We start from the raw sequence: 26,142 nt of genomic DNA on the forward strand, positions 1-26,142 counted from the left end.
ATCGGGGGAGTATACAATATTCTATAAACGAAACAATTAGTTGCCAATATTAATCAATTAACATCTAACTTAAAATCAAAAATAAAATTGTTGCTAAAGTTATTTTTAGAGTGGATGTGACGCATTTGGTTTAGTGTAATTATAAAGCTAAACTACACTTTTATAATGATCTTTTTACGATACAGCGCCCACATAATTACCCATAACAGCACCACTAATGCCACCGCGGCTGCCAGCGACGCGTTCACCGGTGAAAAGTATGGCTCAAAAACAAGCTGGTAAAAGTTCTTTTCGCCCGATGCGGTATGGAAGGTTATTTTGTACAGATAATGCGGGATATAACCCGAAAGCACGTAGGCCGTAATAGCGTTAATGCCGAAAGGGATAAATATGCCGCTGAACCTTTTGTAGCCCTGCACATCTATCAGCCAGTAACAAAAGGCTAATCCCATAGTTGCCAGTCCGCCGGTATAGAGTACGAAAGAGCTTGTCCATAATGCCTTATTGATGGGGAAGAATAAACCCCAGGCTAAGCCTGCCACGGCAGCCGCGGTTCCGTAAATAAAGAGCCAGCTTACTTTGGTGCCATCATCGTGCTGTTTACCTTTTAACCAGCTGCCCACCCGTATACCAAAAAGCCCTGTGGCAATGGCAGGCAAGGTGCCCAGCAAACCTTCCGGATCCCAGGTGCGCGATTGACTCCAAAGGTGGTTCTCGGTAAACACCAGCCTGTCTACCCATGCTCCAATATTGGCTTCGGGGTCGAGATTGGCATGGCCGAAACCCGGTACGGGTACAAAGCACATGATAATATAGTAGCCGATAAGTAATATGCCGAATAACCAGTCGCGGGTTTTTTGTGAGGTTTTAATATATAATACCGAACATATAAAGAACACCACCCCGATGCGCTGCAACACGCCCGGAAAGCGCAGGTGCTCAAAACCGGGATGAAAGATGAGTTGCGTAACGAGGCTGATAATGATCAATATCAGCGCACGGCGCAATGCGCTTAATATCATTTTAGTATGATTGGCAGGCGTTTCCTTTTTGCTCTCCATAGCGTAAACAATAGATACGCCTACGATAAACAGGAATGACGGAAAAATGAGATCGGTAGGGGTACAGCCGTTCCAAACGGAATGTTCCAGCGGCGGATAGATATGGCCCCAATCGCCGGGATTATTAACCAATATCATGGCAGCAACGGTGGCGCCACGGAAAATGTCGAGAGAAAGCAGTCGTTTAGCGGGTAATGCCTGGCTCATTTAGGGTATTGTTGATATGTAAACATAGTTAAAAAAAGTGTTTGTTTTTGGGGTATTGTCGGTGCAAAGAATGAAGCAATCTCTACTTAGGTTTGGTCTGTGCTGTGATTTACGCCAGTCTGCTCTTGGGCGCAGAGCCCCATTACTTTTGAGGGCAAAAGTAACATACTAAGCGAAGCGATCTCATGAGCACCTATAAAAAACAAACAAACAGCGAATAAACCCTTGTCCAGCAAAAAGGCTTCTTTGCCGCACGAGGCCTATGCGCTGCCAAACCGTGCAGAACTTGGGGCTGGAACTTTTGCCCCGTCGCGCTATTCCTCCCCACATGCAACAAGGTCCTATGCCCGCTTTTGCGCTCATGGCCTCCAAAGTTCTGCCCGCTTTCGCCCGAAGCTGTTTGCTGACGAAACGCAAAAACAAAGAGGCTCCCACAGGGAGCCTCACAACTCACAACTCACAACTCACAACTCACAACTCACAACTCACAACTCAAATTTTAATAACTTTGAACATGATACCGCTGAACACTAACCTGCAACACCTCGTTAATATCGCTCAAAAGCCCGAACGCATTGGTATCGGCCTGATGTCGGGTACATCGTTGGATGGCCTGGATATTGCTTTGTGCAGGTTTGCAGGCAGTGGTTTGCAGACGGAGTTTGAGCTGTTGAAGTTTATCACTATCGCGTACAATGACCATTTTAAGGGCGAGGTACGGCAGGTGTTTGCAAAACGGTCGGCAGATATGGAAAAGCTTTGTTTGCTCAACGCCTACATCGGCAATCTTCATGCGGAACTGATATTGCAGGCGCTTGATCAGTGGGGTATAGAGGCCGCTGAAGTTGATTTTATAGCCAGTCACGGGCAAACGGTTTATCATACCCCGGCACGTGCCCACGGGCAGCTTGACTACCCAAACAGCACCCTGCAAATTGGCGACGGCGATCATATCGCTGTAAAAACAGGCATACTCACTATCAGCGATTTCAGGCAGAAACATATCGCTGCCGGAGGCGAGGGCGCTCCGCTGGCTTTGTATGGCGATGCCATACTGGGCAGCAAAAAAGGTGAGAACCGTATTTTGCTCAATATGGGTGGTATAGCCAACCTTACCTGGTTGCCGGGCGACGATCTGTCGGGAATAATTTGTACCGATATTGGGCCGGGAAATACGTTGATAGATGCCGCCGCAAAGAAATATTTCAACAAGCCTTACGATGAAGACGCGCGGATAGCTTATTCGGGCACCATCAATATAGCCTTGCTGGATGCCTTGCTGGATAACTCTTTTTTCGAGGCCGATCTACCTAAAACTACCGGTCCCGAACTGTTTAATCTTGCTTATGTAGAACAAGCACAACAACGAAGTGATACCACGCACATCAGCCCGGCCGATCTGATCACTACATTAAGCGCTTTTACAGCCACGAGTATCGCGGCGTTTATTAACAAATACCTGCCAGGCGAAGGTATCAAGTTATTTGCCAGCGGAGGCGGGGCAAGCAACCCATTTATTATTGAACAGCTGCAAAAGGCATTACCGGCTTTGCCGATAGCCAATACCCGCGCTTTAGGGATAAATCCGGACGCTAAAGAAGCGATATTGTTTGCGTTATTAGGTAATGAAGCCCTGGTAGGGAATCCGCTGAAGATAGGGGATAACCCTGCTGTATTGATGGGGAAGTTCAGTTTTGCGGGTTAACTCACCCGATCTACGCTTCGCTGGATCTCCCTCTCTGCTGCAAAGATGGTTAAATTGCAATATGAATTTGGCTAACACCCTCTTTGCGCAGCAGAGAGGGAAGTCGAGCGCAGCGATGACAGGGTGAGTTATCATCTAAAAGCAACAAAATTTCGTTACGCTTTTCAGTTGGTTACTAAGCCATCAACCCATGATTTAAAACTTGTATATTGGCGCAAAATTTCTTACACATGAACTTATACAACATCTTAAAGCAAGCACATTCCGGTTTCAGGTATATTGTGTTCTTTCTAATCGTAATTGCCATTATAAGAGCTGTTGCCGATTGGTTGGGTAAAAAATCATATACCGAGGGTAACCGCAAATGGAATTTGTTCACCCTCATATCTGCACACGTGCAGCTTTTACTGGGTTTAGTGTTGTACTTTTTAAGTCCGTTTGTGCAATTTACCAGCCAAACCATGAAAAATGCCGAAACCCGTTACTGGACAATGGAACACGTGGTAATGATGATATTGGCAATAGTTTTGATCACTATCGGTCACAGTAAATCTAAAAAGATCGTACTTCCCGAAGGCAAACACAAAACCATCGCGATATTTTACGGGATAGCTTTATTGGTAATTATTGTGGCAATTGTGCAAAGTGGCCGACCATTATTTGGTGTTTCGCACTAAAAAGTTCACAAAAAGTTTGGTAATTCAAATTTCTTTATAAATTTGCCACGCAATATGATCAAAATCACTCAAATAAACATTTGGTGGCACCAATTAACCTTGGCAGCCGGATGGAGTATTTGATACAAACTACTAACCAATTATAAACCTACTTGGAACCCGGCGAACACCAATTCGACGGGTTTTTTTATTTTTAAGATTTTAACGGATGAAAAAATATAAAATTGTAACTACACACAAAAAACTACTGGCCGATACCACAACGCCGGTGAGTATATACCTTCGCCTGCGCGATGTTTACCCAAATTCGCTATTGCTGGAGAGCTCTGATTACCATAGCCGCGAAAACAGCATGAGCTATGTTTGCTGCGAGCCCCTTAGCGGACTGGCACTTAACCAGGGCGAACTTAAAATTCAATATCCCGGTGATGACAAAACAACGTTTAAACCAGGCGAGTTTGAATTGCTGGAGCAGATCAACGATTTTTTATCGTTGTTTGAAACTACCGATGGTCCGGCAAAAATGATATCGAACGGCTTGTTCGGCTACTTTACGCACGAGGCGGTGGAGCATTTTGAAACCATTAAGCTAAAGCAAAGCAGCGATACTGCCCGCCAGATCCCCGAAATGCAGTATTACATATACCGCTACATTATCGCTATTGATCATTTTAAAAATGAGATGTACATTTTCCACAACCAAATTGAGGGCGAAAAGGAAAATGGCGGTATTGAAAAAGTAGAATACCTCATTAAAAACAAAAACTTCCCCGAGTATACTTTCCAAAGCAAGTCCGACGAAAAATCGAACCTGACCAATGAGGAGTTCATTGCCATTGTGGAGAAGATGAAACAGCATATTTATCGCGGTGATGTTTTCCAGATAGTACCTTCAAGGGCATTTTCTAAGGAATTTACCGGTGATGAATTTAACGTGTACCGTGCACTGCGTTCCATCAACCCGTCGCCATACCTGTTCTATTTCGATTATGGCGATTTCCGCATTTTCGGTTCATCGCCCGAGGCACAGATCACTATCAAAAACCGTGTAGCCAGCATCTTCCCGATAGCGGGCACCTTTAAACGCAGCGGCGATGATGAGCGGGATGCCGAACTGGCACACAACCTCGAAAACGACCCTAAAGAATCGGCCGAGCACGTAATGTTGGTTGATTTGGCCCGTAACGATCTGAGCCGTCATTGCGAGCAGGTTGAGGTGAAAGCCTTTAAAGAGGTTCAGTACTATTCGCACCTCATCCATTTGGTATCGCATGTGAGCGGTAAACTGCATCCGGGAGCATCATCGTTTAAAATTGTGGCCGACACCTTCCCGGCGGGTACGTTGAGCGGTGCCCCAAAATACCGTGCTATGGAGATCATCGATGCGAACGAAAATATTAAACGCAGCTTTTACAGCGGCGCCATAGGTTTCCTGGGTTTCAACGGCGACTTTAACCACGCCATCATGATTCGCTCTTTCCTGAGCAAAAACAATACGCTGCATTACCAGGCCGGTGCCGGTATAGTAGCAGGCTCAATAGCCGAAAGCGAACTAAACGAAGTAAACAATAAAATAGCAGCCCTACGCAAAGCCATTGAGCTGGCAGAGGAGCTTTAGTAAGTTGTGAGTTGTATTATGTTAAGTAGAAGAAATCGGTGAAATCCTGTTTTTAAAATCCGTGTAATCGGTGGCAAAAAAATCAGAGTAATCGGTGGTAATAAAAAACAATAAAATGAGTGAAATAACACAAGATATAAATAAGGCGCAGGGCAAGCGCATCCTGATCATAGATAACTATGATTCGTTCACCTATAATTTGGTGCATTTGGTTAACGAAATTGGCTTGCAGTGCGATGTATGGAGAAACGACCAGTTTGCCATTGAAGATGTAGATGCTTACGATCATATCATCCTTTCCCCAGGCCCCGGGATACCATCAGAAGCGGGCTTGCTGTTGCAGGTAATTGAGCGTTACGCGCCTACCAAGAGTATTTTTGGCGTGTGCCTTGGTCAGCAGGCTATTGCCGAGGTATTTGGCGGCAGGCTGTACAATTTAAGTCAGCCGATGCATGGTATAGCAACGCCTATAAAAGTTACCGACGACCATGAGCAACTGTTCATTGGCCTGCCCGAAAGCTTTAATGTTGGCCGTTATCACTCGTGGGTGGTTGATGAAAAGGCGCTGCCCGAAGTGCTTACTATTACCGCTATTGATGAAAAAGATAATTCGGTAATGGCATTAAGGCATAAAGAGTTTGATGTTCGGGGTGTGCAATTTCACCCGGAATCGATACTGACCGAATATGGCCGCGCAATGATGAAAAACTGGTTAATTCCTCAAGCTAACTAAGGGAATTGATAGGGATAAAATAAACTGATTTAATACAATTTTGACATAATAAAGCCTGTTTGCCAAGTGGCAGAAGGCCGGGGGAATTTATGAACATACTTGATAAAATAGTTGCCAACAAAAAGAAGGAAGTAGCTTACTCAAAAAACCGTACATCATATACCAAACTGGAAGAATCTGAATATTTTCACCGGGATGTATACTCGTTTAAAGATTTCCTGCTCGACGAGAACCGCACCGGTATCATCGCCGAGTTTAAGCGCAAGTCGCCCTCAAAAGGGATCATTAATGATAAGGTGACCGTAAAAGAAGTAACGACGGCCTATGCGGCGGCGGGTGCATCAGCATTATCGGTATTAACGGATAAGCAGTTTTTTATGGGCCGCAAAGCGGATGTAATGCGGGCACGTAAGCTGAACACCATCCCGGTATTGCGTAAAGATTTTATGATTGATGAGTACCAGGTGATTGAGGCCAAAGCGATGGGTGCCGATATTATCCTGCTTATCGCCGCCATACTTACCCCGGCCGAAATACAAACTATGGCATCGCTGGCCAAAAGCCTTGGCTTGAATGTGCTGCTGGAAGTGCACAATCTCGAAGAGCTGGAGCGCAGCATCAACCCTAACCTGGATGCCATTGGTGTAAATAACCGTAACCTGGCCGATTTCACCGTATCGGTTGAAACCTCTTTCCAACTGGCAAAGCATATTCCGGATGAGTTTTTAAAGATCTCCGAAAGCGCCATCAGCAATACCGAAGTGATCAAACAATTAAAACAAGCCGGTTTCAACGGTTTCCTGATAGGCGAAAATTTCATGAAAGAAGAAAACCCGGGAGCAGCGATAAGGGAGTTTGTGAAGGGCTTGTAAAGCTAAACGAATGAAACCACTGATATTGAAATTAGTACTTCCGCTAACGGTCATCCTATTTGGCGTTATTACAAAATGGTGGTGTGTGGAAGTTGACGATGCTCCAAATACAGCTTTTCAAGGTTTTCCATTACCGTATACCGGTTCGGCCTGGGGAAGTTCAATGTCGTTTCAATACTTTATTGTTGAATTTTTGATTGATATATTAGTTTATTTCCTGTTCTGCCTTTTAATATGCTACATAATTGATCGCTTTATAACTCCTATTAAACCTAACAAGGCAGCAACAATTGTACTATATATTATAGCTGTTTTTTTTGTTGGATGTCAGATAGTGATGCTGTGTAGTTTTGATACTTTCTTTTATACTTACAGAACATTTGGTATAAAAGAAAAAGCTTCGGGTTATCATTTCTTATGGCAAAATCATCCTGTTTGTTTATAATGCAGGTATAATTAACCACTGAGAACGAGGGTTTGCACAGTGTACACAAAGTTTTATCTTAAGTACTGTAAGTCTTGTAAATCTCTGTGCCTATGGTAAAATCCACTTTCTTAACTCCTGAATCTTTACTCTTGCATCTAATCATCAATGCATATCCAAATAAGTCCCCGAGCCTTCATTGGGCTTGTACACCACTATGGCCACGCATTTATTACTTGCCGAATCTACCTCGAAAGTAATTCCCTTGGCGTTATCATCGTACACAATTACCTTTTTACCTTCGGCAGTAAAACTGCTTACCTGCTTTAGCGTGTAATCTTTTTTTATCTCCTCCAACCCGGCGCCTGTTGATAAGCCTTCGGGTGTTTTAAACCATGGCGAGTTCACCATTATTTTTTTGATGTAACTGGTGTTTTCATCCTTGCCCCCCATGTTACGATGCGCGAAGATGGCGGTGCGGTAGCCCTTTCTATCGTGTTTGGCATACCAGGCCATCAGCGAACTCCCCATAGCCGCGTCGGACGAATCGGGCCTGCCCAACAGCACAATGGCGCTATCGGCAGGCTGCCCTACACGCAAATGGCCAATGCCCTGCCCCGGGCTGATGAGTTGGTTGGCGGTATTCTCTTTAACGGTAGCAACCGCTGTATCGGCCGAATTGGCTACTGTAGTATCGGTAGTTTCAGTTTTTTTATCGGGTTGATTGCAGGCAAACATTAGCGGTGCAAAAAGTATAACAAAAGTTCGTTTTAACATAGTTGTAGTTTTGGTATAACAGATATATAACCAAATCAACCTTATTTTGTTATTTGCATTATATGAGCAGTAAAGGGCAGCAGGTAATAAAAGCGTGGTACAAGGAAAAAAGCTGGAGACAGTTTCCGTTTCAGAAAGAAATGGAGGCCACTTACCTGCAAGGTTACTCCGGCTTGCTGAATGCTCCTACCGGTAGCGGCAAAACATTCGCGCTGTTTTTACCCTTCGTGGCCGATTATATTAACCGGCACCCTGATACCTACTCAACCCGTAAGGATAATGGCCTGCAAATGCTGTGGATCACCCCACTGCGGGCACTTACCAACGATATCCGCAAGGCCATGCAGGAAGCCTGCGACGAGCTCGGCCTGCCCTGGCGCATTGGTACCCGCACCGGCGATACATCTGCCGCCGAAAAACAGGCACTAAAACGCAAGCTGCCCGAAGTACTGCTTACCACCCCCGAAAGCCTGCACCTGATGCTGGCCCAAAAGGAGTATCCCAGGATATTTAAAAATCTGCAAGTAGTTGTAATTGACGAATGGCACGAACTATTAGGCACCAAACGCGGCGTACAGGTTGAACTGGGCCTAAGCAAACTAAAAGTACTAAGCAACGGGCACTTAACCCCCACAACTCACCTAAGAATCTGGGGGATCAGCGCCACCATTGGCAATTTAGAACAAGCAGCAGAAGTATTATTAGGCAATACCTTCCCGGCGGATAAGATAAAGATGGTGCGGGCTAATCTGGAAAAGAAGTTGGATATCCGTTCAGTTATTCCACCCAATATTGAAAACTATTCGTGGACGGGGCACATCGGCGTAAAGCTGTTACCGCAGGTAATGGAGTTGGTGGCCAAAAGTAAAACCACACTGATATTTTGCAATACCCGTTCACAGGCAGAAATATGGTACCATGCCATCATCGATAACTATCCGGAATATGCGGGTATTTTGGCCATGCACCACGGCTCGCTGGATAATGAATTACGCAACTGGGTAGAGCAAGCCCTGCATGCCGAAGCACTGAAGGCAGTGGTATGTACATCAAGTTTAGATTTGGGGGTCGATTTTCGGCCGGTAGATACCGTGGTGCAGGTGGGCAGCCCTAAAGGCGTGGCCCGTTTTATGCAGCGTGCAGGGCGAAGCGGTCACCACCCCGGCGCGGTATCAAAGGCCTATTTTGTACCCACCCACTCGCTCGAACTATTGGAGGGCGCGGCGCTTAAACAGGCCATAAGACAGGGCATATTTGAAAGCCGCGACCCTATGCTGCTTACCATGGATGTGCTGATACAATACATGGTCACGCTGGCGGTTTCTGATGGTTTCAGGGCAGATGAATTGTTCAACGAAGTAAAATCAACTTACGCCTTTGCCGATCTGAATCGCAACGAGTACAACCAACTGCTCGATTTCATTACCAACGGCGGCAAAACCCTCGCCCAATATGATGAATTTTTAAAGGTAGAGGTTGAAGAAGGCTTATACAAGGTAAATAGCCGTAGGGTGGCCATGCGCCACCGACTTAGCATTGGCACCATCACCAGCGAACTAAGCATCCGGGTGAAATGGCTTAGCGGCGGTAGTTTGGGTACTATTGAAGAGGGCTTTATATCAAAGTTGAAACCGGGCAACACCTTTTGGTTCGCGGGCCGCAGTCTGGAGTTTTTACATGTAAAGGAGATGACGGCCTTTGTAAAAAAATCCAATGCTAAAAAAGGCCTTATCCCCAGCTGGGCAGGCGGGCGAATGCCGCTGTCATCACAGCTATCCGCCGTTTTCAGGGACAAACTGGACGAAGTAGCCCATGGCGGCGAAACCGACGAAGAGGTGATTGCCCTGAAGCCGCTGTTTAAATTACAGGCCGAACTTTCGCACCTGCCGCAAAGTCACGAGTTTTTGATAGAGTCGTTTAAATCGCGCGAGGGGCACCACCTTATATTTTACCCTTTCGAGGGGCGTTTGGTACACGAAGGTATGGCCTCACTGTTCGCCTATCGCATTGCCAAGGTAAGGCCTGCCAGCTTTTCCATCGCCATGAACGATTACGGCTTTGAGCTCCTGTCTGACGAAGACATCGCCATTGAAGAAATATTGGAAGATGCCGATTTTTTCTCCATCAATAATTTATTAGATGACATTCTGCATAGTTTGAATGCCAACGAAATGGCCCGACGCCGTTTCAGGGATATTGCCCACATCGGCGGCCTGGTATTTACAGGCTATCCCGGTCAGCAAATCAAGAACAAGCATTTGCAGGCATCTACTTCCCTGCTTTTCGAGGTATTCAGCGAGTATGAGCCCGACAACCTTTTGATACGACAAGCCTATAACGAAGCCCTCGCTTTTCAGCTGGAAGAGTTCAGGCTGAGGATGGCACTGCAACGGATAGAAAAGCAAAGCATCATCCTGAAAACCATAGAACGCCCTACCCCGTTCGCCTTCCCGATAATGGTAGATAACCTAAGCCGCGACAAACTCACCACCGAAACCCTCGAAGAACGTGTAGCCAAAATGGCCCGTCGTTACGGTACCGACATTGGCAGCGACGAGGAAGAACCCGATAAGAAGAAAGCGCGCCCGGCAGGGATTAGGAGGAAGAAGGGTTTTTAATTTTCTTTGGATTACACCGATTTTATTGGTGATTTCACTGATTTTTTTGAAAATCAGCATAGCAACGGATTAGTTAACTCACCCGATCTTCGCTGCGCTCGACCACCCTCTCTGCTGCGCAAAGAGGGATTTTCTAATTTTTTCTTTCTCTTACCCTCTTTCCACAAAGTGGAGAGAGGGTCGACCAGCGAAGCGTAGTCGGGGTGAGTCCTCTACACCAACAGACGCACTACCCTAACATACCCTAAAAAAATGCGACATCGTAAGGAACGGGGAGCACAAGCCCTGCTCAAGCACAAACGTTAATAGTTCCTTGCGCAGCCGCGACGTTGTTTACTTTTTTAAGGTGTTCATTAGGTCGCTACGCTTAGTATCTTTTTGGTACTTTTTTCTTTTGGGAGAAAAGAAAAAGTACATTCACTAACGTTCAATTAAAGCACAACCATTCCTAACGAAGAACTACAATCGCATAATAGATCCTTCGTTACACTCAGGATGACAGTTAAAGAGATTCAAAAACCTTATATCTTCCCAAACAACTCAAGCAATTTAGCTTCCAGATCGGCACCGCGCAGATCGCGGGCGATGATGCGGCCGGTTGGGTCGATCAGAAAGTTTTGGGGGATGGATTGCACGGCGTATAACTGGGCAACCTCGTTATTCCAGTATCTGAGGTCGGATACCTGGGTCCAGGTTAAACCATCTTTTTTGATGGCTGCCAACCAGGCTGATTTACCATTCTCGTTATCTAACGAAACCCCTAATACGGTAAAGTTTTTGTCTTTGTATTTATTGTATGCCTTTACCACGTTAGGGTTTTCCATACGGCACGGGCCGCACCATGAAGCCCAAAAATCGAGCAATACGTACTTGCCTTTAAATGATGATAGCGATACATCTTTGCCATCAACATCGGCCTGTGTAAAATCGGGCGCTATGGAACCTACCGAAACGCCTTTCAATACAGTTAATGAACTTTTAAGCGATTTGCCCAAATTGGTTTCCTGTATATTTTGTGCCAGGCTGTTAAATACCGGCTCAATTTCGGCAGGGTTTGGCGATGGGCCACCTAACGAACCTAAAGCCAGCAGGCTCATGTAACTGTTAGGGTTGGCCTTGATAAAAGCACGCAATACATTTTTTTGCTCGTCCTGCAATACCTTAAATTTAGCCTGCATAGCGTTCTGAAAATCGGCCGATTGTTTTTGCACGTCGGTAGCCGCTTTATTTTCGGCCATTAACTTTTGCGCTTTATCGTTAACCGGTTTTAGCAGGGCTATGAGCTTTTTATTATCATCGTTAACCGGCGAACCTGTAACCACGGCTTTTTTGGCCGAATCAGCACCCGCTATGTTAATAGTGCCTTTCTCCACAAAAAAGGTAAGCGCATCAGCCGTTTTTGACGGGCCGCCATCCGGGAAATTCTGCTGCACGTATTTGGCAAACCCTACACCTTTATAATCAATAAAAAGCGTGGCGTTGGCAGGTTCAGCAACCGTACCGCTAAACTTAAAAGCGCCGTTGCTGATAGTGGCCGAATCGGTAATGTTAGTACCGCCCACACGATAGGCCAGAAATGCTTTGGCAGGCGCGTTCAGTTTGCCAATTTTAGCATCAATAGTAAAAGGCTGCGCTGTTTGCGCCATGGATAATCCCGGCACAAAAGCCGCTATATAAAAGAATATCTTCTTCATCAATTTAAAAACTTGAGCTACTTTAACGGATAAACAGGTTAGGGATTGCCTTATCAGATCAATTTTTGATAAGTACGCCACCAAAGATCGGGCATTTCGCCGGATACAGCGGTCTTGTAATCGTCATATCGGCAAGGCACCAGGTGAAAACGCTCGTTGAGCGACCCCGCAGTAGGGTAAGGTACCTGCATCCACCAGCGATCTGATTTTTTGCTTTTTACAAATACCAGTTCATGATCTTCATGCTTAAGACTGGTTTTGTAAATAAGATACTGCGACTTAGGATTGAGCGGAAAATCGCGCTTGCGGTTATAAAAACCGTCAATAAAACACCATATCATTTGGCCCAGCAGCATAGCGGTTTGGCCATTATTATCATAAGCCGGGTTAAACTCGTAAAAGCCTATAGAACTTAACTTATCGTTGAAACCGGCATAGCGGCATAGCTGGCAGGCTTCTTCGGCGTAAAAGCCATTCGGGCTCGCATTTGCATTCCCCATGGCATCAGCCGAACGGATAGACGAAATATCAAAACTGATCATGTTCGCGTTGCGGATCACAGGTTCGGTAACGGCAATGTTGCCGCTTAACTCGCCCAGGCGGTGCACATCAAAATACAGCTTCTCCATCACCCGCAGGCTCTCCTGGCTGTTAAAGTAGGTTTGATAACCTAAATTACTGTAGTTGAAGAGGTAGTTAGGATCATGCAGGAAAACCTTATTAAGGAATGAACTTGATGTGGTGGCAATGCTACCCTCATTGATATCTTCTTCAAGGTCGAAATGGGAATCGATCACTACGAGGTCTACCTTTTGTTCGAGATTTTCGTAACCGAGATACTGGGCGTAGGTAAGATCCTGGCTGCCGCCGATGATGACTGGCAGAATATCGTTCTTTATCAATTCCTCTACCACCGTTTTAAGGGCGTAATAGGTATCGGTTACGGTTGCGCCTTGCTTAATATTCCCCAGGTCTACGATCTTGGTAGTGTAGCTGCCCTCGTGCAGCAGGTACAGCTTTTCGCGCACATAATCGGGTGCTAAGGAACTGCCCGCGTTATTGGTGCCGTTCCTGTCTTCCTGTACCCCAACAATGGCAATATCCACTTTTTGTTCCAGATCAGGAAAGTCAACAGAGTGGTGCTCAATTTTTTGCCCCAACTGACTGGTATAATAACCTTTTTTAGGAGTTATCTTCTTTATATCGATGGGTGTAAAAAAATCAGCTAATGACATCATTGTGTAATGGCGGTATGCAAATGTGCGAAATCTTGATCAGAATTTACACGATTTAAGAATTTACAGAATTAATGAATTATACGTCAGCACATTTTAAATGGTTTAGCTTACACACGTAATTATCTAAATTGTATAAAAACAACACAAGTCTCTGAAAATACTGATCCCCATTCTATAAATTCTTAAATCCTAATTACTTATTCTGTAAATTCTCAAATCCTGTAAATTCTGATCCAAAATCGTGGTCAATAATATGCACATTTGCACATCAGCACATTTGCACATCCAAAAATATGATACTAATTACAGGCGCAACCGGTTTTCTTGGGGCCGAAGTAGCAAGGCAGCTGGCACAAAGAGGCGAGCATATCCGTTGTACTAAACGGGCTTCATCTGCCATACCTGCCATATTGCAACCTTATAACGGCTTAATTGAATGGGCAGAAGCCGATATGCTGGATATTTTCGCGCTGGAAGCCGCTTTTGAAAACGTTACGCAGGTATACCATTGCGCGGCTTGGGTATCGTTAAAAACCAAGGATAAAAAACCGATGATCGCTGCCAACATTGAGGGCACTGCTAATATCGTTAACCTGTGTATCCGGTTCAGCGCGAGGCTGGTGCATGTAAGTTCGATAGCAGCATTAGGTCTGGCCAAGCCCGGCGAACTGATCACCGAAAACCATCACCTTGAAGAGACTGCCGAAAACGACGGCTATGCCATATCAAAGCTGGAAAGCGAAATGGAAGTTTGGCGTGGCATTGCCGAAGGTTTGGATGCCGTAATAGTAAACCCATCACTTATTTTAGGTGCCGATGCCGGTACCGAAGGCACGGGGCAGCTGTTTGAAACCGTACGTAAAGGGCTTAAATTTTATACCCCGGGTACCGCCGGACTGGTAGATGTGGCCGATGTGGCCAAAAGCATGATCGCCCTGATGGCTACCGACATTACCGCCGAACGCTATATTATCAACGCCGAAAACCGCAGTTACAAGCAATTGGTAGAAGAAATTGCCCAAGGCTTCGGCATAAAGCCACCGGCCAGCGAAGCTAAACCATGGATGATGGGCCTCGCGTGGCGCATAGCCGCATTTGTGGCCGCCATAACCGGTAAAGATCCTTTTATCGATAAAATAGCCGCGCAATCGTCAGTAATGCTAAAAGAGTTTGATAACAGCAAAATCAAAAAAGCTATCGGTATTGAGTTTAAGCCAGTGAGCCAAAGTATAAAAGAAGTTTGCGCAAAGCTGAGTAAATAGTCTTTTTATATGAAGCTGTAAATAATTACCATGAGATTACGATTATTCGCTCCTCTTTTGTTGGCAGTTTTACTGCACTGCAATTTATTTGCTCAAACAATTACTTACAACCTGCCCGATGGCTTTAAAAACACGGTTAACACAGCCGAATATAAAACCATTGTTGATACCGCCATTACAGAAATAGCCAAACGTTATAAAATTGACAACGTAAAAAATGGCACCATCACTCTTGCAAGCGGCCAGGGGATGCAGGTTTTTAATTTAGATAATTTAATATTAAAGTGTAGTAAAGAAGCAGACCATTCTAAATGGCCGACCATTATAAAAGCGCATTTTAACGCCATATTCAGCTCAATTGAAGCACAAAAGGGTATTGATGCGTTTAATTACGATAAGATAAAGCCCTATTTAAGTGTACGCATTTATAATGATGCCACTATAGCGCAAAGAGGCGGTACAGAAACACTGGTTGCCAGAACCGATCTCGCCGGTACAAAATCATTACTGATGCTGGACCTTCCGGATGCATTCACCCCGGTGTCCAAAAAACAATTTGAGGCATGGCAAAAACACACAGATGATGTGTTTACAGATGCACTTGCTAATGTAGCTAATAAACAAATGGCAAGCGCTTCTCCAACAATAGATATTGATGGCGCCAAAATAGAGTTTACTTTTTTAGAGAATGAAGATTATGCAGCAAGTTATGCACTTAACCTGGCAATAAATAAGCCTGCATTTGTGGGCGAATGGGGCTCTGTGGTTGCTATACCTAATAAAGGATTAATTTCGATTTGCAAGATAAGCAAGGCAAAACCTGTTGACTTTGTTAAGTTTATACAACGAATGCTGCCGTTAATTAATAAGTCATATTCAGAAAGTACCGCACCGGTATCCAATCAGTTTTTTTGGTATTATCAAGGCAAGTTTACAGTTGTGCCGGTAACGCTTGATGATAAAAACAATGTTCACGTGGCCGCCCCACCCGGCCTTTCAGCTTTAATGACTGAAAAATGATGTGGCAAAATAGGTAATAGCTAAATCCGGATAGTTGAGCCCTGCCGTACACAACTAAACCTGATTGTAGCGTATACCGGCCAATGCGGCTAAGGCCTGTGCAGTATGAGCGGAAAGCAGGAGCAGGCCCGGCAAAAGCACTACCGGACTTGCTTTCAAAAAAAATCGATCAGGTATAAGGAAACTGTCAGAGCTCCTATTAGTGATAACGCAGTTATAAAATTAAACTTCCGGTTATTCTTATAAATCATAGCCTGCATTAATATTATTATTGCGGCACCCAAACCTACAATAATCATTAAAAGTTGCCCGTATATGCTACCTTCTCCAAGGGCTACTTGTTTACTTGCTTTTATATGATCTGTATCTGCAACGTACTTAAAATGTGTTTGCACTACCGTATAACAGTAATACAAATAACAACAATACAAGAATAGGCCAATACGATGAGTTTTGATTGTTTGCCAAACAGGTGCCATTATTTTATAATATACCCTTAATACTTTTTATTGAAAATAGTAACCTGCTACAAACCATACTGCTAAGCCATAATTTAATTAATACATAGCCCATGTATGATAAATACCATACTAAAAATGAGGGTATTTTACAGGTTCACGTTTTAGACTTATATTATTTTCACTCAACTACTTGAAAATAAAAAAATTGTACCTACCTTTGCAGTCCTTAAAATAAGGATAAAACAGTAAATACAAAAAGGAAAAAATGCCTACTATTCAGCAATTAGTTAGAAAAGGTAGAGTAGCTATGGTTGACAAGAGTAAGTCACCAGCGTTGGACAGCTGTCCACAGCGAAGAGGCGTATGCACACGCGTGTATACCACTACCCCTAAAAAACCAAACTCAGCAATGCGTAAAGTTGCCCGTGTGCGCTTAACCAACGGTAAAGAAGTAAATGCTTACATTCCGGGTGAAGGTCACAACTTACAAGAGCACTCTATCGTTTTGATCCGTGGTGGCCGTGTTAAGGATTTACCAGGTGTACGTTACCACATCATTCGTGGTGCTTTAGATACTTCAGGTGTTGCAGGCCGTAACCAACGTCGTTCTAAATATGGTACTAAACGCCCTAAACCAGGACAGGTTGTTGCTGCTCCTACAAAAGGTAAAAAGAAATAATTAAAGGAGGATAGCAAGCAATGAGAAAGTCAAAACCAAAAAAGAGAATTATCCTTCCTGATCCAAAGTTCAACGATACTTTGGTAACAAGGTTTGTAAATAACATGATGTATGATGGTAAAAAATCAACCGCATACTCTATATTTTATAACGCTGTTGAAATTGTTGAGAAAAAAACAAGTGAAAACGGCTTAGAAACCTGGAAAAAAGCGTTAAACAATGTAATGCCTGCCGTTGAAGTAAAATCACGTCGTGTGGGTGGTGCAAACTTCCAGGTTCCAACAGAAGTTCGTCCGGAGCGTAAAATCGCTTTAGGTATGAAATGGCTGATCAGCTACGCTCGTAAACGTGGCGAAAAAACCATGATGGAAAAATTAGCCGGCGAAATTATATCTGCTGCTAAAGGTGAAGGTGCTGCTGTGAAGAAGAAAGAAGATACGCACAAAATGGCTGAGGCTAACAAGGCGTTCTCACACTTTAGATTCTAATAAATAATTTTTGAATGAATGAGGTAGTGAATTATTGATTTGGTAACATTATACTAATCAGTAATTCACTACTTCGCTAATTCACTCAATCAAAATATTATGTCAAGAGATCTTAGATATACAAGAAACATAGGTATTGCCGCCCACATTGATGCCGGTAAAACCACTACTACCGAGCGTATCCTGTATTACGCTGGTGTGAGCCACAAAATTGGTGAAGTGCACGAAGGTGCTGCAACCATGGACTGGATGGCACAAGAGCAGGAACGTGGTATTACCATTACTTCTGCAGCTACAACTGTAAACTGGAAATACAGAGATCATAGCTACCACATCAACATTATTGATACTCCGGGACACGTGGATTTTACCGTAGAGGTAAACCGCTCGTTACGTGTATTGGATGGTTTGGTGTTCCTATTTTCGGCTGTTGATGGTGTTGAGCCTCAATCTGAAACCAACTGGCGCCTTGCTAACAACTATAACGTTGCCCGTATAGGTTTCGTTAATAAAATGGACCGTTCTGGTGCCGACTTTTTAAATGTTGTAAAACAGGTAAAAAGCATGTTAGGCAGCAACGCCGTGCCATTGCAATTGCCAATTGGCGCTGAAGAAAGCTTTAAAGGTGTGGTTGACCTTATTAACTGGAGAGGTATCGTTTGGAATGAGCATGATAAAGGTATGACCTTTACTGAAGTGCCTATCCCTGAAGATATGATCGAGGAAGCAACCGAGTGGAGAGAAAAATTACTGGAATCAGTAGCTGAGTATGACGAAAGCCTGATGGAGAAATTCTTTGACGCTCCTGAAACTATTACTGAGCGTGAAGTACTTGACGCTTTACGTAAAGCTGTTTTAGATGCCAAGATCGTTCCTATGGTTTGCGGTTCATCTTTCAAAAACAAAGGTGTACAAACCATGCTTGATTATGTGATGGAATTACTTCCTTCACCTATGGATGTTGAAGGTATTATTGGTACTAACCCTGATACAGGCGAAGAAATTTTACGCAGACCGGATGTTAAAGAGCCATTTGCAGCTTTAGCATTTAAAATCGCGACCGATCCTTTCGTAGGTCGTTTGTGCTTTATCCGCGTATACTCTGGTAACCTGGATGCAGGTTCGTATGTACACAACATGCGTTCTGACAATAAAGAGCGTATATCACGTATATTCCAAATGCACGCTAACAAGCAAAACCCTATACCTAACGTAGGTGCAGGTGATATTGCTGCGGTAGTAGGCTTTAAAGATATTAAAACAGGTGATACCCTTTGCGACGAGAAATTCCCGATCATTCTTGAATCGATGAACTTCCCTGAGCCGGTTATCGGTTTAGCTATTGAGCCTAAAACACAGGCCGACGTAGATAAATTAGGTATGGCTTTAGGTAAATTAGCCGAAGAGGATCCTACCTTCCGTGTAAACTCGGATGAAGAAACCGGCCAAACTGTAATTTCAGGTATGGGCGAGCTTCACTTAGATATCATCATGGACCGCTTGAAACGTGAGTTTAAAGTAGAGGTTAACCAGGGCGCGCCACAGGTAGCTTATAAAGAGTCTATCACAGGTACTGTCCAACACCGCGAAACTTACAAGAAACAAACCGGTGGTCGTGGTAAATTCGCTGATATCCAGGTTATACTTTCACCTAACGATGAAGGTAAAGAAGGTTTACAATTCGTTAACGAAATCAGCGGTGGTTCTATTCCACGTGAGTTTATCCCATCTGTTGAAAAAGGCTTTGCAGCTTCAATGGTAAACGGTGTATTAGCCGGCTACCCATTAACCAGCTTAAAAGTACGTTTAATTGATGGTTCATTCCACGCGGTCGATTCAGATGCGCTATCTTTCGAGTTAGCTGCTAAGATGGCTTACCGTGAGGCGTTGCCAAAATGTAAACCGGTATTGCTTGAGCCGATCATGAAAATCGAGATCCTTACCCCTGAAGAAAACATGGGTGATGTAATCGGTGACATGAACCGTCGTCGTGGCCAGCTGTTAGGTATGGATTCACGTGCAGGTGCACAGGTAATTAAAGCTACTGTACCACTTTCAGAAATGTTTGGTTACGTAACTCAATTACGTACTATTACTTCTGGCCGTGCTACTTCAACCATGGAGTTTGATCACTATGCTGAAGCGCCACGTAACGTACAAGAAGAAGTAGTTGCTAAAGCAAAAGGCAAAAAAGCTGCTCAAAACGCGTAATTGATTTTTTGATTACACCGATAAATATGTGATTTCACAGATTGTCGGTGTAATCTTAACATAAACAAGATTGCTCTAATAAATAGCTCTTAGGGTAGTCAATTAACAAATCGGCGAAATCATCTATAAACGGTGAAATCCCACAATTAAATTAACAATGAGCCAAAGAATCAGGATCAAATTGAAATCTTACGATTACAACTTGGTAGACAAATCTGCCGAGAAGATCGTAAAAACAGTAAAGCCTACAGGCGCTGTAGTTAGCGGACCACTTCCGTTACCAACCGAAAAGAAAATTTTCACTGTATTACGTTCACCGCACGTAAACAAAAAAGCACGTGAGCAGTTCCAACTGTGCTCGTACAAACGCTTATTAGACATCTACAGTTCAAACTCAAAAACTGTTGATGCCCTAATGAAACTTGAATTGCCAAGTGGCGTTGAAGTGGAAATCAAAGTTTGATAGGCAATATTACCTTCGATATAAAAAAGACCATTCGTTTTACGGATGGTCTTTTTTTGTGCCCGTTGCCTGTATATTTACTTATTGATTATGTAAAGTAATAACTATAATTTTGTAATAATGGCTGCTTACGTTGTATATCCCACCAAGGCGCAAGAAAAGGTTGTGAAAGCTTTTCTTGAAGCATTAAACATCTCGTTTGAAAAAAATGAAGAAGCTTTGCCACAGCACGTAATTAATGGTATTGCTAAGGGCAAAGAAGACATTAAAGCAGGAAGAACAGTATCATTAGAAGAGTTCAAAAAAAAGCTGACTTCTATTGAATGAGATTTCAGATCATATTTTCTGAATATGCTATTGAGTCCTTTGATGCCATCAGAAATCAAATACAGAGCAGATGGGGAAATAAGCAAGTGCTGGTGTTTGAGAAAAGAATCCTCACCATACTCGAAATAATAGCCGAATCACCATTTATATACCAGGCCATATCAACAGACGCTTCTGTAAGAAAAGGATTGGTACATAAAAATTGCTCGATGTTTTATCAGGTTTCTGAAGATAAAATCGAGATCCTTTACTTTTGGGATAATCGGCAGGAACCCATCTTTTAACCTACCCACTGTCACGAGTTATACTTTGTTAAACTCGTGACAGTGAAGATCACTAATCATACAAACCCCTATTGCGGCAGCGCGCTCATATCCATATACGACATCTCCCAAAGGTGCCCGTCAAGATCCTGAAAGCCGTGACCGTACATCCAGCCGTGATCTTCCTTTTCACCGGCTACGGTGCCACCCGCAGCTACGGCCTTGCTAACAAACGCATCAACTTCATCCCTGCTATCGGCCGACAGGCATACGATCACTTCATTACCTTTAGCGGTATCCACAATACCCTTTTTGGTAAATGATTGAAAAAATGGTTCAACCAGCAGCATCGCGAAGATATTATCGCCAAGAATAAGGCAGGTTGCATTTTCATTGGTAAATTTCGGGTTGAAAGTATATCCTAACGCAGTGAAAAATTCAACAGATCTGTTCAGGTCTTTTACCGGTAGGTTTACAAAAATTTGCTTTGCCATAATGTTAGTGTTTTTAATTACTCAAACATAGCGCCTATTTATTGCAAAACCGGAGTGTAATACTGTCAATTTAAGGGGGCATTTGCGCCAGTGACTTATCGCAGAAATGTTGCCAATTAGTTTTTATCTTGGTGAATGGTAAACATCGATCTACTCCGGCAAATTGCACTATCGCTCCCCGAGGTTAGTGAACAACCCCATTTTGAAAAAACATCGTTCAGAGTTAATAAAAAAATATTTGCCACTGTGGATGTGCACACGCAATTAGCATCGCTTAAACTATCCGAAATTGATCAGGACGTTTTTTCACTGGCCGATAATACCATCATTTACCCCGTACCCAATAAATGGGGCAAACAAGGCTGGACGATTGTAAACCTCGCTAAAGTGAACGAACAACTGCTAACTGACGCGCTTAAGACCGCGTATTGCTTTGTAGCGCCAAAAAAGCTGGCAGCCATGGTACAGCGGGGATAATCTGTTTTTGTTGTTAATGCCACAAATTATTATCTTGTGGTGCCTTATCGCATCTATCACCTATATGAAACCTATCTACCGAATTGTATTAATAGAGCTGGCCTGGCTGGCTATTGCAGGCAGCATCACTATTTTAATAGCATACCCTTTCCTTGGTACAATAGCAGGTAACTACAGTTTAGATATCAATTTACAAGATACCTATTTCGTGATCAAAAACTCCACGATAGTAACCCTGATATTCACATTTGTGGTGTTCCTGGTATTTTTTATAAAGGAACTTTTCAAAAAATTCAGCAGGCCATTTTCCAATAGTATCATCATGTTATCAGGATTATTTCTGCTCGCGCAAATCATATTGGCAGAGCAAATGATCGTCACATTAAGCACTATGATAATAACACCCGCTCATGTAACGGCAGGCTGGCATACCACCATAGATCCTCCATCTTACGCATTGCCCAAACTGCATCCCTTTACTATAGAGAATGCCGGCGTTATAAGCAACACTATTATGGCTATAGCTATTATACAATTAAGCATTACCTGCATGCTATTGTATGTATCCTATAAATGGGGAGTCGTCAAAACAAAGAAAAAGGAGTTGAACCAGGCATAACAATCAAAAGCGTCCTGTCTCCAGACTCTTATTTCTTGCCTCCCTTCAAACCTATCTTCCCAGCAACTCATCAAGCTTGTTACGCTCGGTTTGCAGTTCGCGGGCAAGTTTCTTTTCTTTTTCGTTGGCTTTGGCTTTATAGGTTTGAAACTCTGATGATAGCTCATCGTAAAGTTTAATGCGGTACTTTGCTTCGTGCTTAAACCTCGCGGTAGTAAATATCACAATGGCCAATGCCACGCCGAAACCGATAACCAATCCCCACATTAATAAATTGTAGGTTGCCTTGGTAAAAGGGATCCCCAGCAAACGAATCTCGTCTACACGGGCGTTTGAGGCCGATATGGTTTCGTCTTTAGTGCTTACATCAGCATTCAGGCCTTTTATGGTAGCCGCCTGGCTGCTAACGGTCGACTTAGCTTTTTGCAATTCGGCACGGGCAATTTTAAGCGTATCCGTCATGTTGCGGTACAGTGCCGCTACAAGCGGTTGCTGGTAGTTATAAACTTTGGTAAGCAGGTAACGGTATTGCCCGTTAAGTGTGCGGTCGGTATTCACTACAGGCGCTTGTTGCGGTTGTTGCTGGGTGTAAACAGGCTTTGCAGTAGTTTGCGGCGTACCTGGTTTAGCACCTTGTTGTACTACAGGTTTCGCATACTGCGACGTAGTGGGTTTAACAACGCCTGTGCGCTTTACAGAATCTTGCGCGTACACGTTTGATATAATAGTAATAAGTGCAATTAAAACCAGTAGCGGGGTATTTACTAATTTGTTCATCATGGGCTTAAATAGATATATCGTACTAAAAAACAATTTTAATATTAAATTATTGCCAATTATTGACATTGTTTTTAACAAAACTATAAAAACTATTCAATAATCGGCTATAGGTAGGCCAATGAACAATAAGACCGCCCTAATATCCCCACATGTACAAAATACCACACCTAATTGTACTTATTGAGAAAAAGCCTTATTATATTTAGCCTTTTTAATAAACGAATGTTAATAGGTATTATAGGATTAGGAGATATGGGGCGTTTATACGCCAAGGCCTTTGCCAAAGCAGGCTATGATGTGTGCGGATGCGATATGCCCCAAAACCGCGAGAAACTCGAAGAAGAACTTAGTCCGCTTGGCATAAAACTGCTGGAGAGCGGCAAAGAGGTATCACACACCTGCGACCTCATCATTTATTCTATCGAGGCCGAAAAACTACCGCAGGTGGTTGCTCAATATGGTCCTATTACCAAATACGGCGCAATTGTGGCGGGGCAAACCTCGGTTAAATCGCCCGAGATTGCCATGTTTGAAAAACATTTGCCTGCCGATGCCAACATCATCACCTTTCATGCTATGCACGGGCCTGGCTTTCAGCCCGAAAATCAAAAGCTGATCCTCATCAACCACCGTTCAACCGGCGATGCCTACCAGCGCATGCTCGACTTGTTTACGGCCATAGGATCAGACATTGTAGAACTGAAGGATTACCACGAGCACGATAAAATTGTGGCCGATACACAGGCCGTAACACACGTAGGTTTCGAAAGTATGGGTACCGCCTGGAAATCAGCCGGTTTCTTCCCTTGGGATAATAGCTCGTACATAGGAGGTATCGATAATGTAAAGATACTCACCACGCTGCGTATATTCAGTTACAAGGCACACGTATATGCAGGTTTGGCTATCCTTAACCCTTATGCAAGGCAGCAGGTTAAACGCTACGCGCAATCTGAATCGGAATTGTTTAAGTTGATGATCATGGAGAAGGAAGACGAATTTCGGGAGCGGCTGTACCGTGCCCGTGAGTTTGTTTTTCATGAAAGTCGTAAACCTATTATGCTGAACGATAGCGTAATGAAAGAATTTTCGTTATCGCAAAATGCCGAAGTTCAAAAACCCAACTCGCACCTGAGCATATTAAGTATGGTTGATGCCTGGTACCACCTGGATGTAAACCCTTATGATAACCTGATCGGGCAAACGCCACCTTTCCGACTGCGTTTAGGTATTGCCGAGTATCTGTTTAAAAATGAAGAACTTCTGGAAGAATCCATTGAAACGGCATTATATGATAAAACCATCCGAGGCGACGATCTGGAGTTCCATTCGGCCGTGCGCGAGTGGGCCGCAATAATAGGATATGGCGATATGGAAGGCTATAAAAAGCATTTTAATGAAACTCAGGCCTTCTTTAAAGATCGCCTTGCCGAGGGCAACAAACAAAGTGGCGAACTCATCAGGCGACTGATGACGGAGTAAAAAATATTTCGCCTGAAAATAAAAATACCGCGACCCTCTTCACGCGCATTCCACCTGTCTTTTCTGTACATGGCGGCACCGGTGGTTTTGGTTTAATCGTCTGTAAATAAATATTTAAAAATAACTTGCTAACTATTTGACAATTAATCTAAAATTTCTATCTTTGCCGTCCCTTTCGAGGGGAATAATATGCCTTGAACGAAGCCCTACTGCTTCGATGGGCACAAACTAAATAAGAAAATGTCAGGAATTATTGGTAAAAAAGTAGGAATGACCAGCATTTTCGACGAGTCGGGGAAAAATATCCCTTGTACTGTGATCGAAGCTGGCCCCTGTGTAGTTACACAGGTTAGGTCTGTAGAAACAGACGGATATGCAGCTGTTCAGCTGGCATATGGTGACAAAAAAGAGAAGAACACTACTGCTCCTCTGAAAGGCCATTTCCAAAAAGCCGGTACTGCTCCAAAAAGCAAACTGGTTGAGTTCAAAACATTCGAAGACGAAAAATCATTAGGTGACACTGTTACCGTTGAGATTTTTGCTGAAGGTGATTTTGTGGATGTGGTTGGTACCTCAAAAGGTAAAGGCTTTCAGGGTGTGGTAAAGCGTCACGGTTTTGGTGGTGTGGGTATGCAAACTCACGGTCAGCACAATCGTTTACGTGCGCCGGGTTCTTTGGGTGCGTCATCATGGCCTTCTCGCGTATTTAAAGGTATGCGCATGGCCGGCCAAATGGGTAATGTACGTGTAAAAGTTCAAAACTTAGAAGTTGTGAAAGTTTACCCGGAGCATAATCTGTTAGTTGTTAAAGGTTCAATCCCTGGGGCTAAGGGTTCATTCGTAATAGTGGATAAATAAGATGGAGATTAATGTATTAAACATCTCAGGTAAAGAGACAGGTGCCAAGGTGCAGCTTCCTGAGTCCGTATTCGGAATTGAGCCTAATGATCATGCGATCTATCTTGATGTTAAGCAATTTCTTGCTAACCAACGTCAGGGTACGCACAAATCAAAACAACGTAACGAAATTGCAGGTTCAACCCGCAAATTATATAAGCAAAAAGGTACAGGCGGTGCCCGTGCAGGTAGCGTAAAATCACCATTGTTTAATGGTGGTGGCCGTGTATTCGGTCCGCAGCCACGCGATTATAGCTTCAAATTAAACAAGAAGTTAAAATCACTGGCACGTAAATCAGCCTTATCATATAAAGCACAAGACAACAACATTGTAATATTGGAAGATTTTAGCTTTGATACCATCAAAACTAAAACTTACATCAAAATGGAAGCTGATCTTAATGTTACTAATGATAAAACATTATTAGTATTAGCAGCTGCTGAAAACAACAATGTTTATTTATCAAGCAGAAATCTGAAAAAAACCAAAGTTATTTCGGTTGAACAATTAAACACATATGATGTGCTTAACGCCGGTAAACTTTTGTTAACTGAAGGTGCTATTAAAACTTTGGAGGAAGCATTAGCTAAGTAA

General features: G+C 43.5%; 26 protein-coding genes. 20 read left to right on the forward strand and 6 right to left on the reverse strand.

Annotation, left to right across the window (positions count from 1 at the left end; genetic code table 11):
• Positions 1-152 precede the first annotated feature (152 nt).
• Positions 153-1,268 carry an acyltransferase family protein gene (locus AC07NA_RS19095; protein WP_494899145.1) on the reverse strand — a complete coding sequence of 372 codons (1,116 nt, stop codon included), beginning with the start codon at positions 1,266-1,268 and terminating at the stop codon, positions 153-155.
• A gap of 514 nt (positions 1,269-1,782) precedes the next feature.
• Between AC07NA_RS19095 and AC07NA_RS19100 the strand changes: the two genes are divergently transcribed.
• The 6 genes from AC07NA_RS19100 (at position 1,783) to AC07NA_RS19125 (ending at position 7,318) form a co-directional block, all read left to right on the forward strand.
• Entirely contained in the window at positions 1,783-2,973 is a 1,191-nt protein-coding gene (locus AC07NA_RS19100) for an anhydro-N-acetylmuramic acid kinase (protein WP_494899146.1), read from the forward strand.
• A gap of 230 nt (positions 2,974-3,203) precedes the next feature.
• On the forward strand, positions 3,204-3,650 hold the full coding sequence (locus AC07NA_RS19105; protein ID WP_494899147.1) for a cytochrome B: 447 nt from the start codon (positions 3,204-3,206) through the stop codon (positions 3,648-3,650).
• Positions 3,651-3,858: 208 nt separating this feature from the next.
• Complete coding sequence (locus tag AC07NA_RS19110) at positions 3,859-5,268, forward strand: anthranilate synthase component I family protein (RefSeq protein WP_494899148.1); 1,410 nt, start codon at positions 3,859-3,861, stop codon at positions 5,266-5,268.
• Between the two features lie 115 nt (positions 5,269-5,383).
• Complete coding sequence (locus AC07NA_RS19115) at positions 5,384-6,001, forward strand: anthranilate synthase component II (protein ID WP_494899149.1); 618 nt, start codon at positions 5,384-5,386, stop codon at positions 5,999-6,001.
• Positions 6,002-6,090: 89 nt separating this feature from the next.
• Positions 6,091-6,873: an indole-3-glycerol phosphate synthase TrpC gene (gene trpC, locus AC07NA_RS19120; protein ID WP_494899150.1), complete on the forward strand. Its 783-nt coding sequence runs from the start codon at positions 6,091-6,093 to the stop codon at positions 6,871-6,873.
• A 10-nt stretch (positions 6,874-6,883) separates the two neighbouring features.
• On the forward strand, positions 6,884-7,318 hold the full coding sequence (locus AC07NA_RS19125) for a hypothetical protein (protein ID WP_494899151.1): 435 nt from the start codon (positions 6,884-6,886) through the stop codon (positions 7,316-7,318).
• A 144-nt stretch (positions 7,319-7,462) separates the two neighbouring features.
• Here the strand turns inward: AC07NA_RS19125 and AC07NA_RS19130 are convergent, their stop codons facing one another.
• Positions 7,463-8,074 carry a hypothetical protein gene (locus AC07NA_RS19130; RefSeq protein WP_494899152.1) on the reverse strand — a complete coding sequence of 204 codons (612 nt, stop codon included), beginning with the start codon at positions 8,072-8,074 and terminating at the stop codon, positions 7,463-7,465.
• Between the two features lie 62 nt (positions 8,075-8,136).
• On the opposite strand from AC07NA_RS19130, the gene AC07NA_RS19135 reads away from it, so the two are divergent.
• Positions 8,137-10,692 carry a ligase-associated DNA damage response DEXH box helicase gene (locus AC07NA_RS19135; protein WP_494899153.1) on the forward strand — a complete coding sequence of 852 codons (2,556 nt, stop codon included), beginning with the start codon at positions 8,137-8,139 and terminating at the stop codon, positions 10,690-10,692.
• Between the two features lie 521 nt (positions 10,693-11,213).
• On the opposite strand, the gene AC07NA_RS19140 is transcribed toward AC07NA_RS19135, so the two are convergent.
• Positions 11,214-12,386 (reverse strand): redoxin domain-containing protein, encoded by a 1,173-nt coding sequence (locus AC07NA_RS19140; protein WP_494899154.1) that lies wholly within the window; start codon positions 12,384-12,386, stop codon positions 11,214-11,216.
• 53 nt (positions 12,387-12,439) lie between these two features.
• Positions 12,440-13,621 carry a formimidoylglutamase gene (locus AC07NA_RS19145; protein WP_345212903.1) on the reverse strand — a complete coding sequence of 394 codons (1,182 nt, stop codon included), beginning with the start codon at positions 13,619-13,621 and terminating at the stop codon, positions 12,440-12,442.
• Between the two features lie 296 nt (positions 13,622-13,917).
• On the opposite strand from AC07NA_RS19145, the gene AC07NA_RS19150 reads away from it, so the two are divergent.
• From AC07NA_RS19150 to AC07NA_RS19185, 8 genes are all read left to right on the forward strand, one after another.
• Positions 13,918-14,886 carry an NAD-dependent epimerase/dehydratase family protein gene (locus AC07NA_RS19150; RefSeq protein WP_494899155.1) on the forward strand — a complete coding sequence of 323 codons (969 nt, stop codon included), beginning with the start codon at positions 13,918-13,920 and terminating at the stop codon, positions 14,884-14,886.
• Positions 14,887-14,916: 30 nt separating this feature from the next.
• Positions 14,917-15,906 carry a hypothetical protein gene (locus tag AC07NA_RS19155; protein ID WP_494899156.1) on the forward strand — a complete coding sequence of 330 codons (990 nt, stop codon included), beginning with the start codon at positions 14,917-14,919 and terminating at the stop codon, positions 15,904-15,906.
• 726 nt (positions 15,907-16,632) lie between these two features.
• Complete coding sequence (gene rpsL / locus AC07NA_RS19160) at positions 16,633-17,046, forward strand: 30S ribosomal protein S12 (RefSeq protein WP_345212874.1); 414 nt, start codon at positions 16,633-16,635, stop codon at positions 17,044-17,046.
• 20 nt (positions 17,047-17,066) lie between these two features.
• Positions 17,067-17,534 (forward strand): 30S ribosomal protein S7, encoded by a 468-nt coding sequence (gene rpsG, locus AC07NA_RS19165; protein ID WP_345212873.1) that lies wholly within the window; start codon positions 17,067-17,069, stop codon positions 17,532-17,534.
• 99 nt (positions 17,535-17,633) lie between these two features.
• Positions 17,634-19,745, forward strand: coding sequence for an elongation factor G (fusA, locus tag AC07NA_RS19170; RefSeq protein ID WP_494899157.1), 2,112 nt, complete (start codon positions 17,634-17,636; stop codon positions 19,743-19,745).
• A 157-nt stretch (positions 19,746-19,902) separates the two neighbouring features.
• A complete protein-coding gene (gene rpsJ / locus AC07NA_RS19175; RefSeq protein WP_022830652.1) occupies positions 19,903-20,208 on the forward strand; it encodes a 30S ribosomal protein S10 in 306 nt (101 codons plus the stop codon).
• A 120-nt stretch (positions 20,209-20,328) separates the two neighbouring features.
• Positions 20,329-20,535, forward strand: coding sequence for a DUF2683 family protein (locus tag AC07NA_RS19180; RefSeq protein ID WP_494899158.1), 207 nt, complete (start codon positions 20,329-20,331; stop codon positions 20,533-20,535).
• Entirely contained in the window at positions 20,532-20,819 is a 288-nt protein-coding gene (locus tag AC07NA_RS19185) for a type II toxin-antitoxin system RelE/ParE family toxin (protein WP_494899159.1), read from the forward strand. Before AC07NA_RS19180 ends, AC07NA_RS19185 begins: the two co-directional genes overlap by 4 nt.
• Before the next feature lie 68 nt (positions 20,820-20,887).
• Here the strand turns inward: AC07NA_RS19185 and AC07NA_RS19190 are convergent, their stop codons facing one another.
• A complete protein-coding gene (locus tag AC07NA_RS19190; RefSeq protein ID WP_494899160.1) occupies positions 20,888-21,292 on the reverse strand; it encodes a VOC family protein in 405 nt (134 codons plus the stop codon).
• A 135-nt stretch (positions 21,293-21,427) separates the two neighbouring features.
• Here AC07NA_RS19190 and AC07NA_RS19195 point away from each other — a divergent pair, with 135 nt between their 5' ends.
• Together AC07NA_RS19195 and AC07NA_RS19200 are read left to right on the forward strand one after the other, a co-directional pair.
• Positions 21,428-21,769 (forward strand): MmcQ/YjbR family DNA-binding protein, encoded by a 342-nt coding sequence (locus AC07NA_RS19195; protein ID WP_494899161.1) that lies wholly within the window; start codon positions 21,428-21,430, stop codon positions 21,767-21,769.
• Between the two features lie 64 nt (positions 21,770-21,833).
• Positions 21,834-22,388, forward strand: a complete 555-nt coding sequence (locus tag AC07NA_RS19200) for a hypothetical protein (RefSeq protein WP_494899162.1) — start codon at positions 21,834-21,836, stop codon at positions 22,386-22,388.
• Between the two features lie 51 nt (positions 22,389-22,439).
• Here AC07NA_RS19200 and AC07NA_RS19205 read toward each other — a convergent pair whose 3' ends face one another.
• Complete coding sequence (locus tag AC07NA_RS19205) at positions 22,440-23,168, reverse strand: hypothetical protein (protein WP_494899163.1); 729 nt, start codon at positions 23,166-23,168, stop codon at positions 22,440-22,442.
• A 222-nt stretch (positions 23,169-23,390) separates the two neighbouring features.
• Here AC07NA_RS19205 and AC07NA_RS19210 point away from each other — a divergent pair, with 222 nt between their 5' ends.
• The 3 genes from AC07NA_RS19210 (at position 23,391) to rplD (ending at position 26,142) form a co-directional block, all read left to right on the forward strand.
• Positions 23,391-24,650, forward strand: a complete 1,260-nt coding sequence (locus tag AC07NA_RS19210) for an NAD(P)-binding domain-containing protein (RefSeq protein ID WP_345212867.1) — start codon at positions 23,391-23,393, stop codon at positions 24,648-24,650.
• Between the two features lie 240 nt (positions 24,651-24,890).
• Positions 24,891-25,508 (forward strand): 50S ribosomal protein L3, encoded by a 618-nt coding sequence (rplC, locus tag AC07NA_RS19215; protein ID WP_345212866.1) that lies wholly within the window; start codon positions 24,891-24,893, stop codon positions 25,506-25,508.
• A gap of 1 nt (position 25,509) precedes the next feature.
• Positions 25,510-26,142 carry a 50S ribosomal protein L4 gene (gene rplD, locus AC07NA_RS19220; RefSeq protein WP_345212865.1) on the forward strand — a complete coding sequence of 211 codons (633 nt, stop codon included), beginning with the start codon at positions 25,510-25,512 and terminating at the stop codon, positions 26,140-26,142.

This window comes from Mucilaginibacter sp. GW821-FHT07G05 (assembly GCF_059418565.1).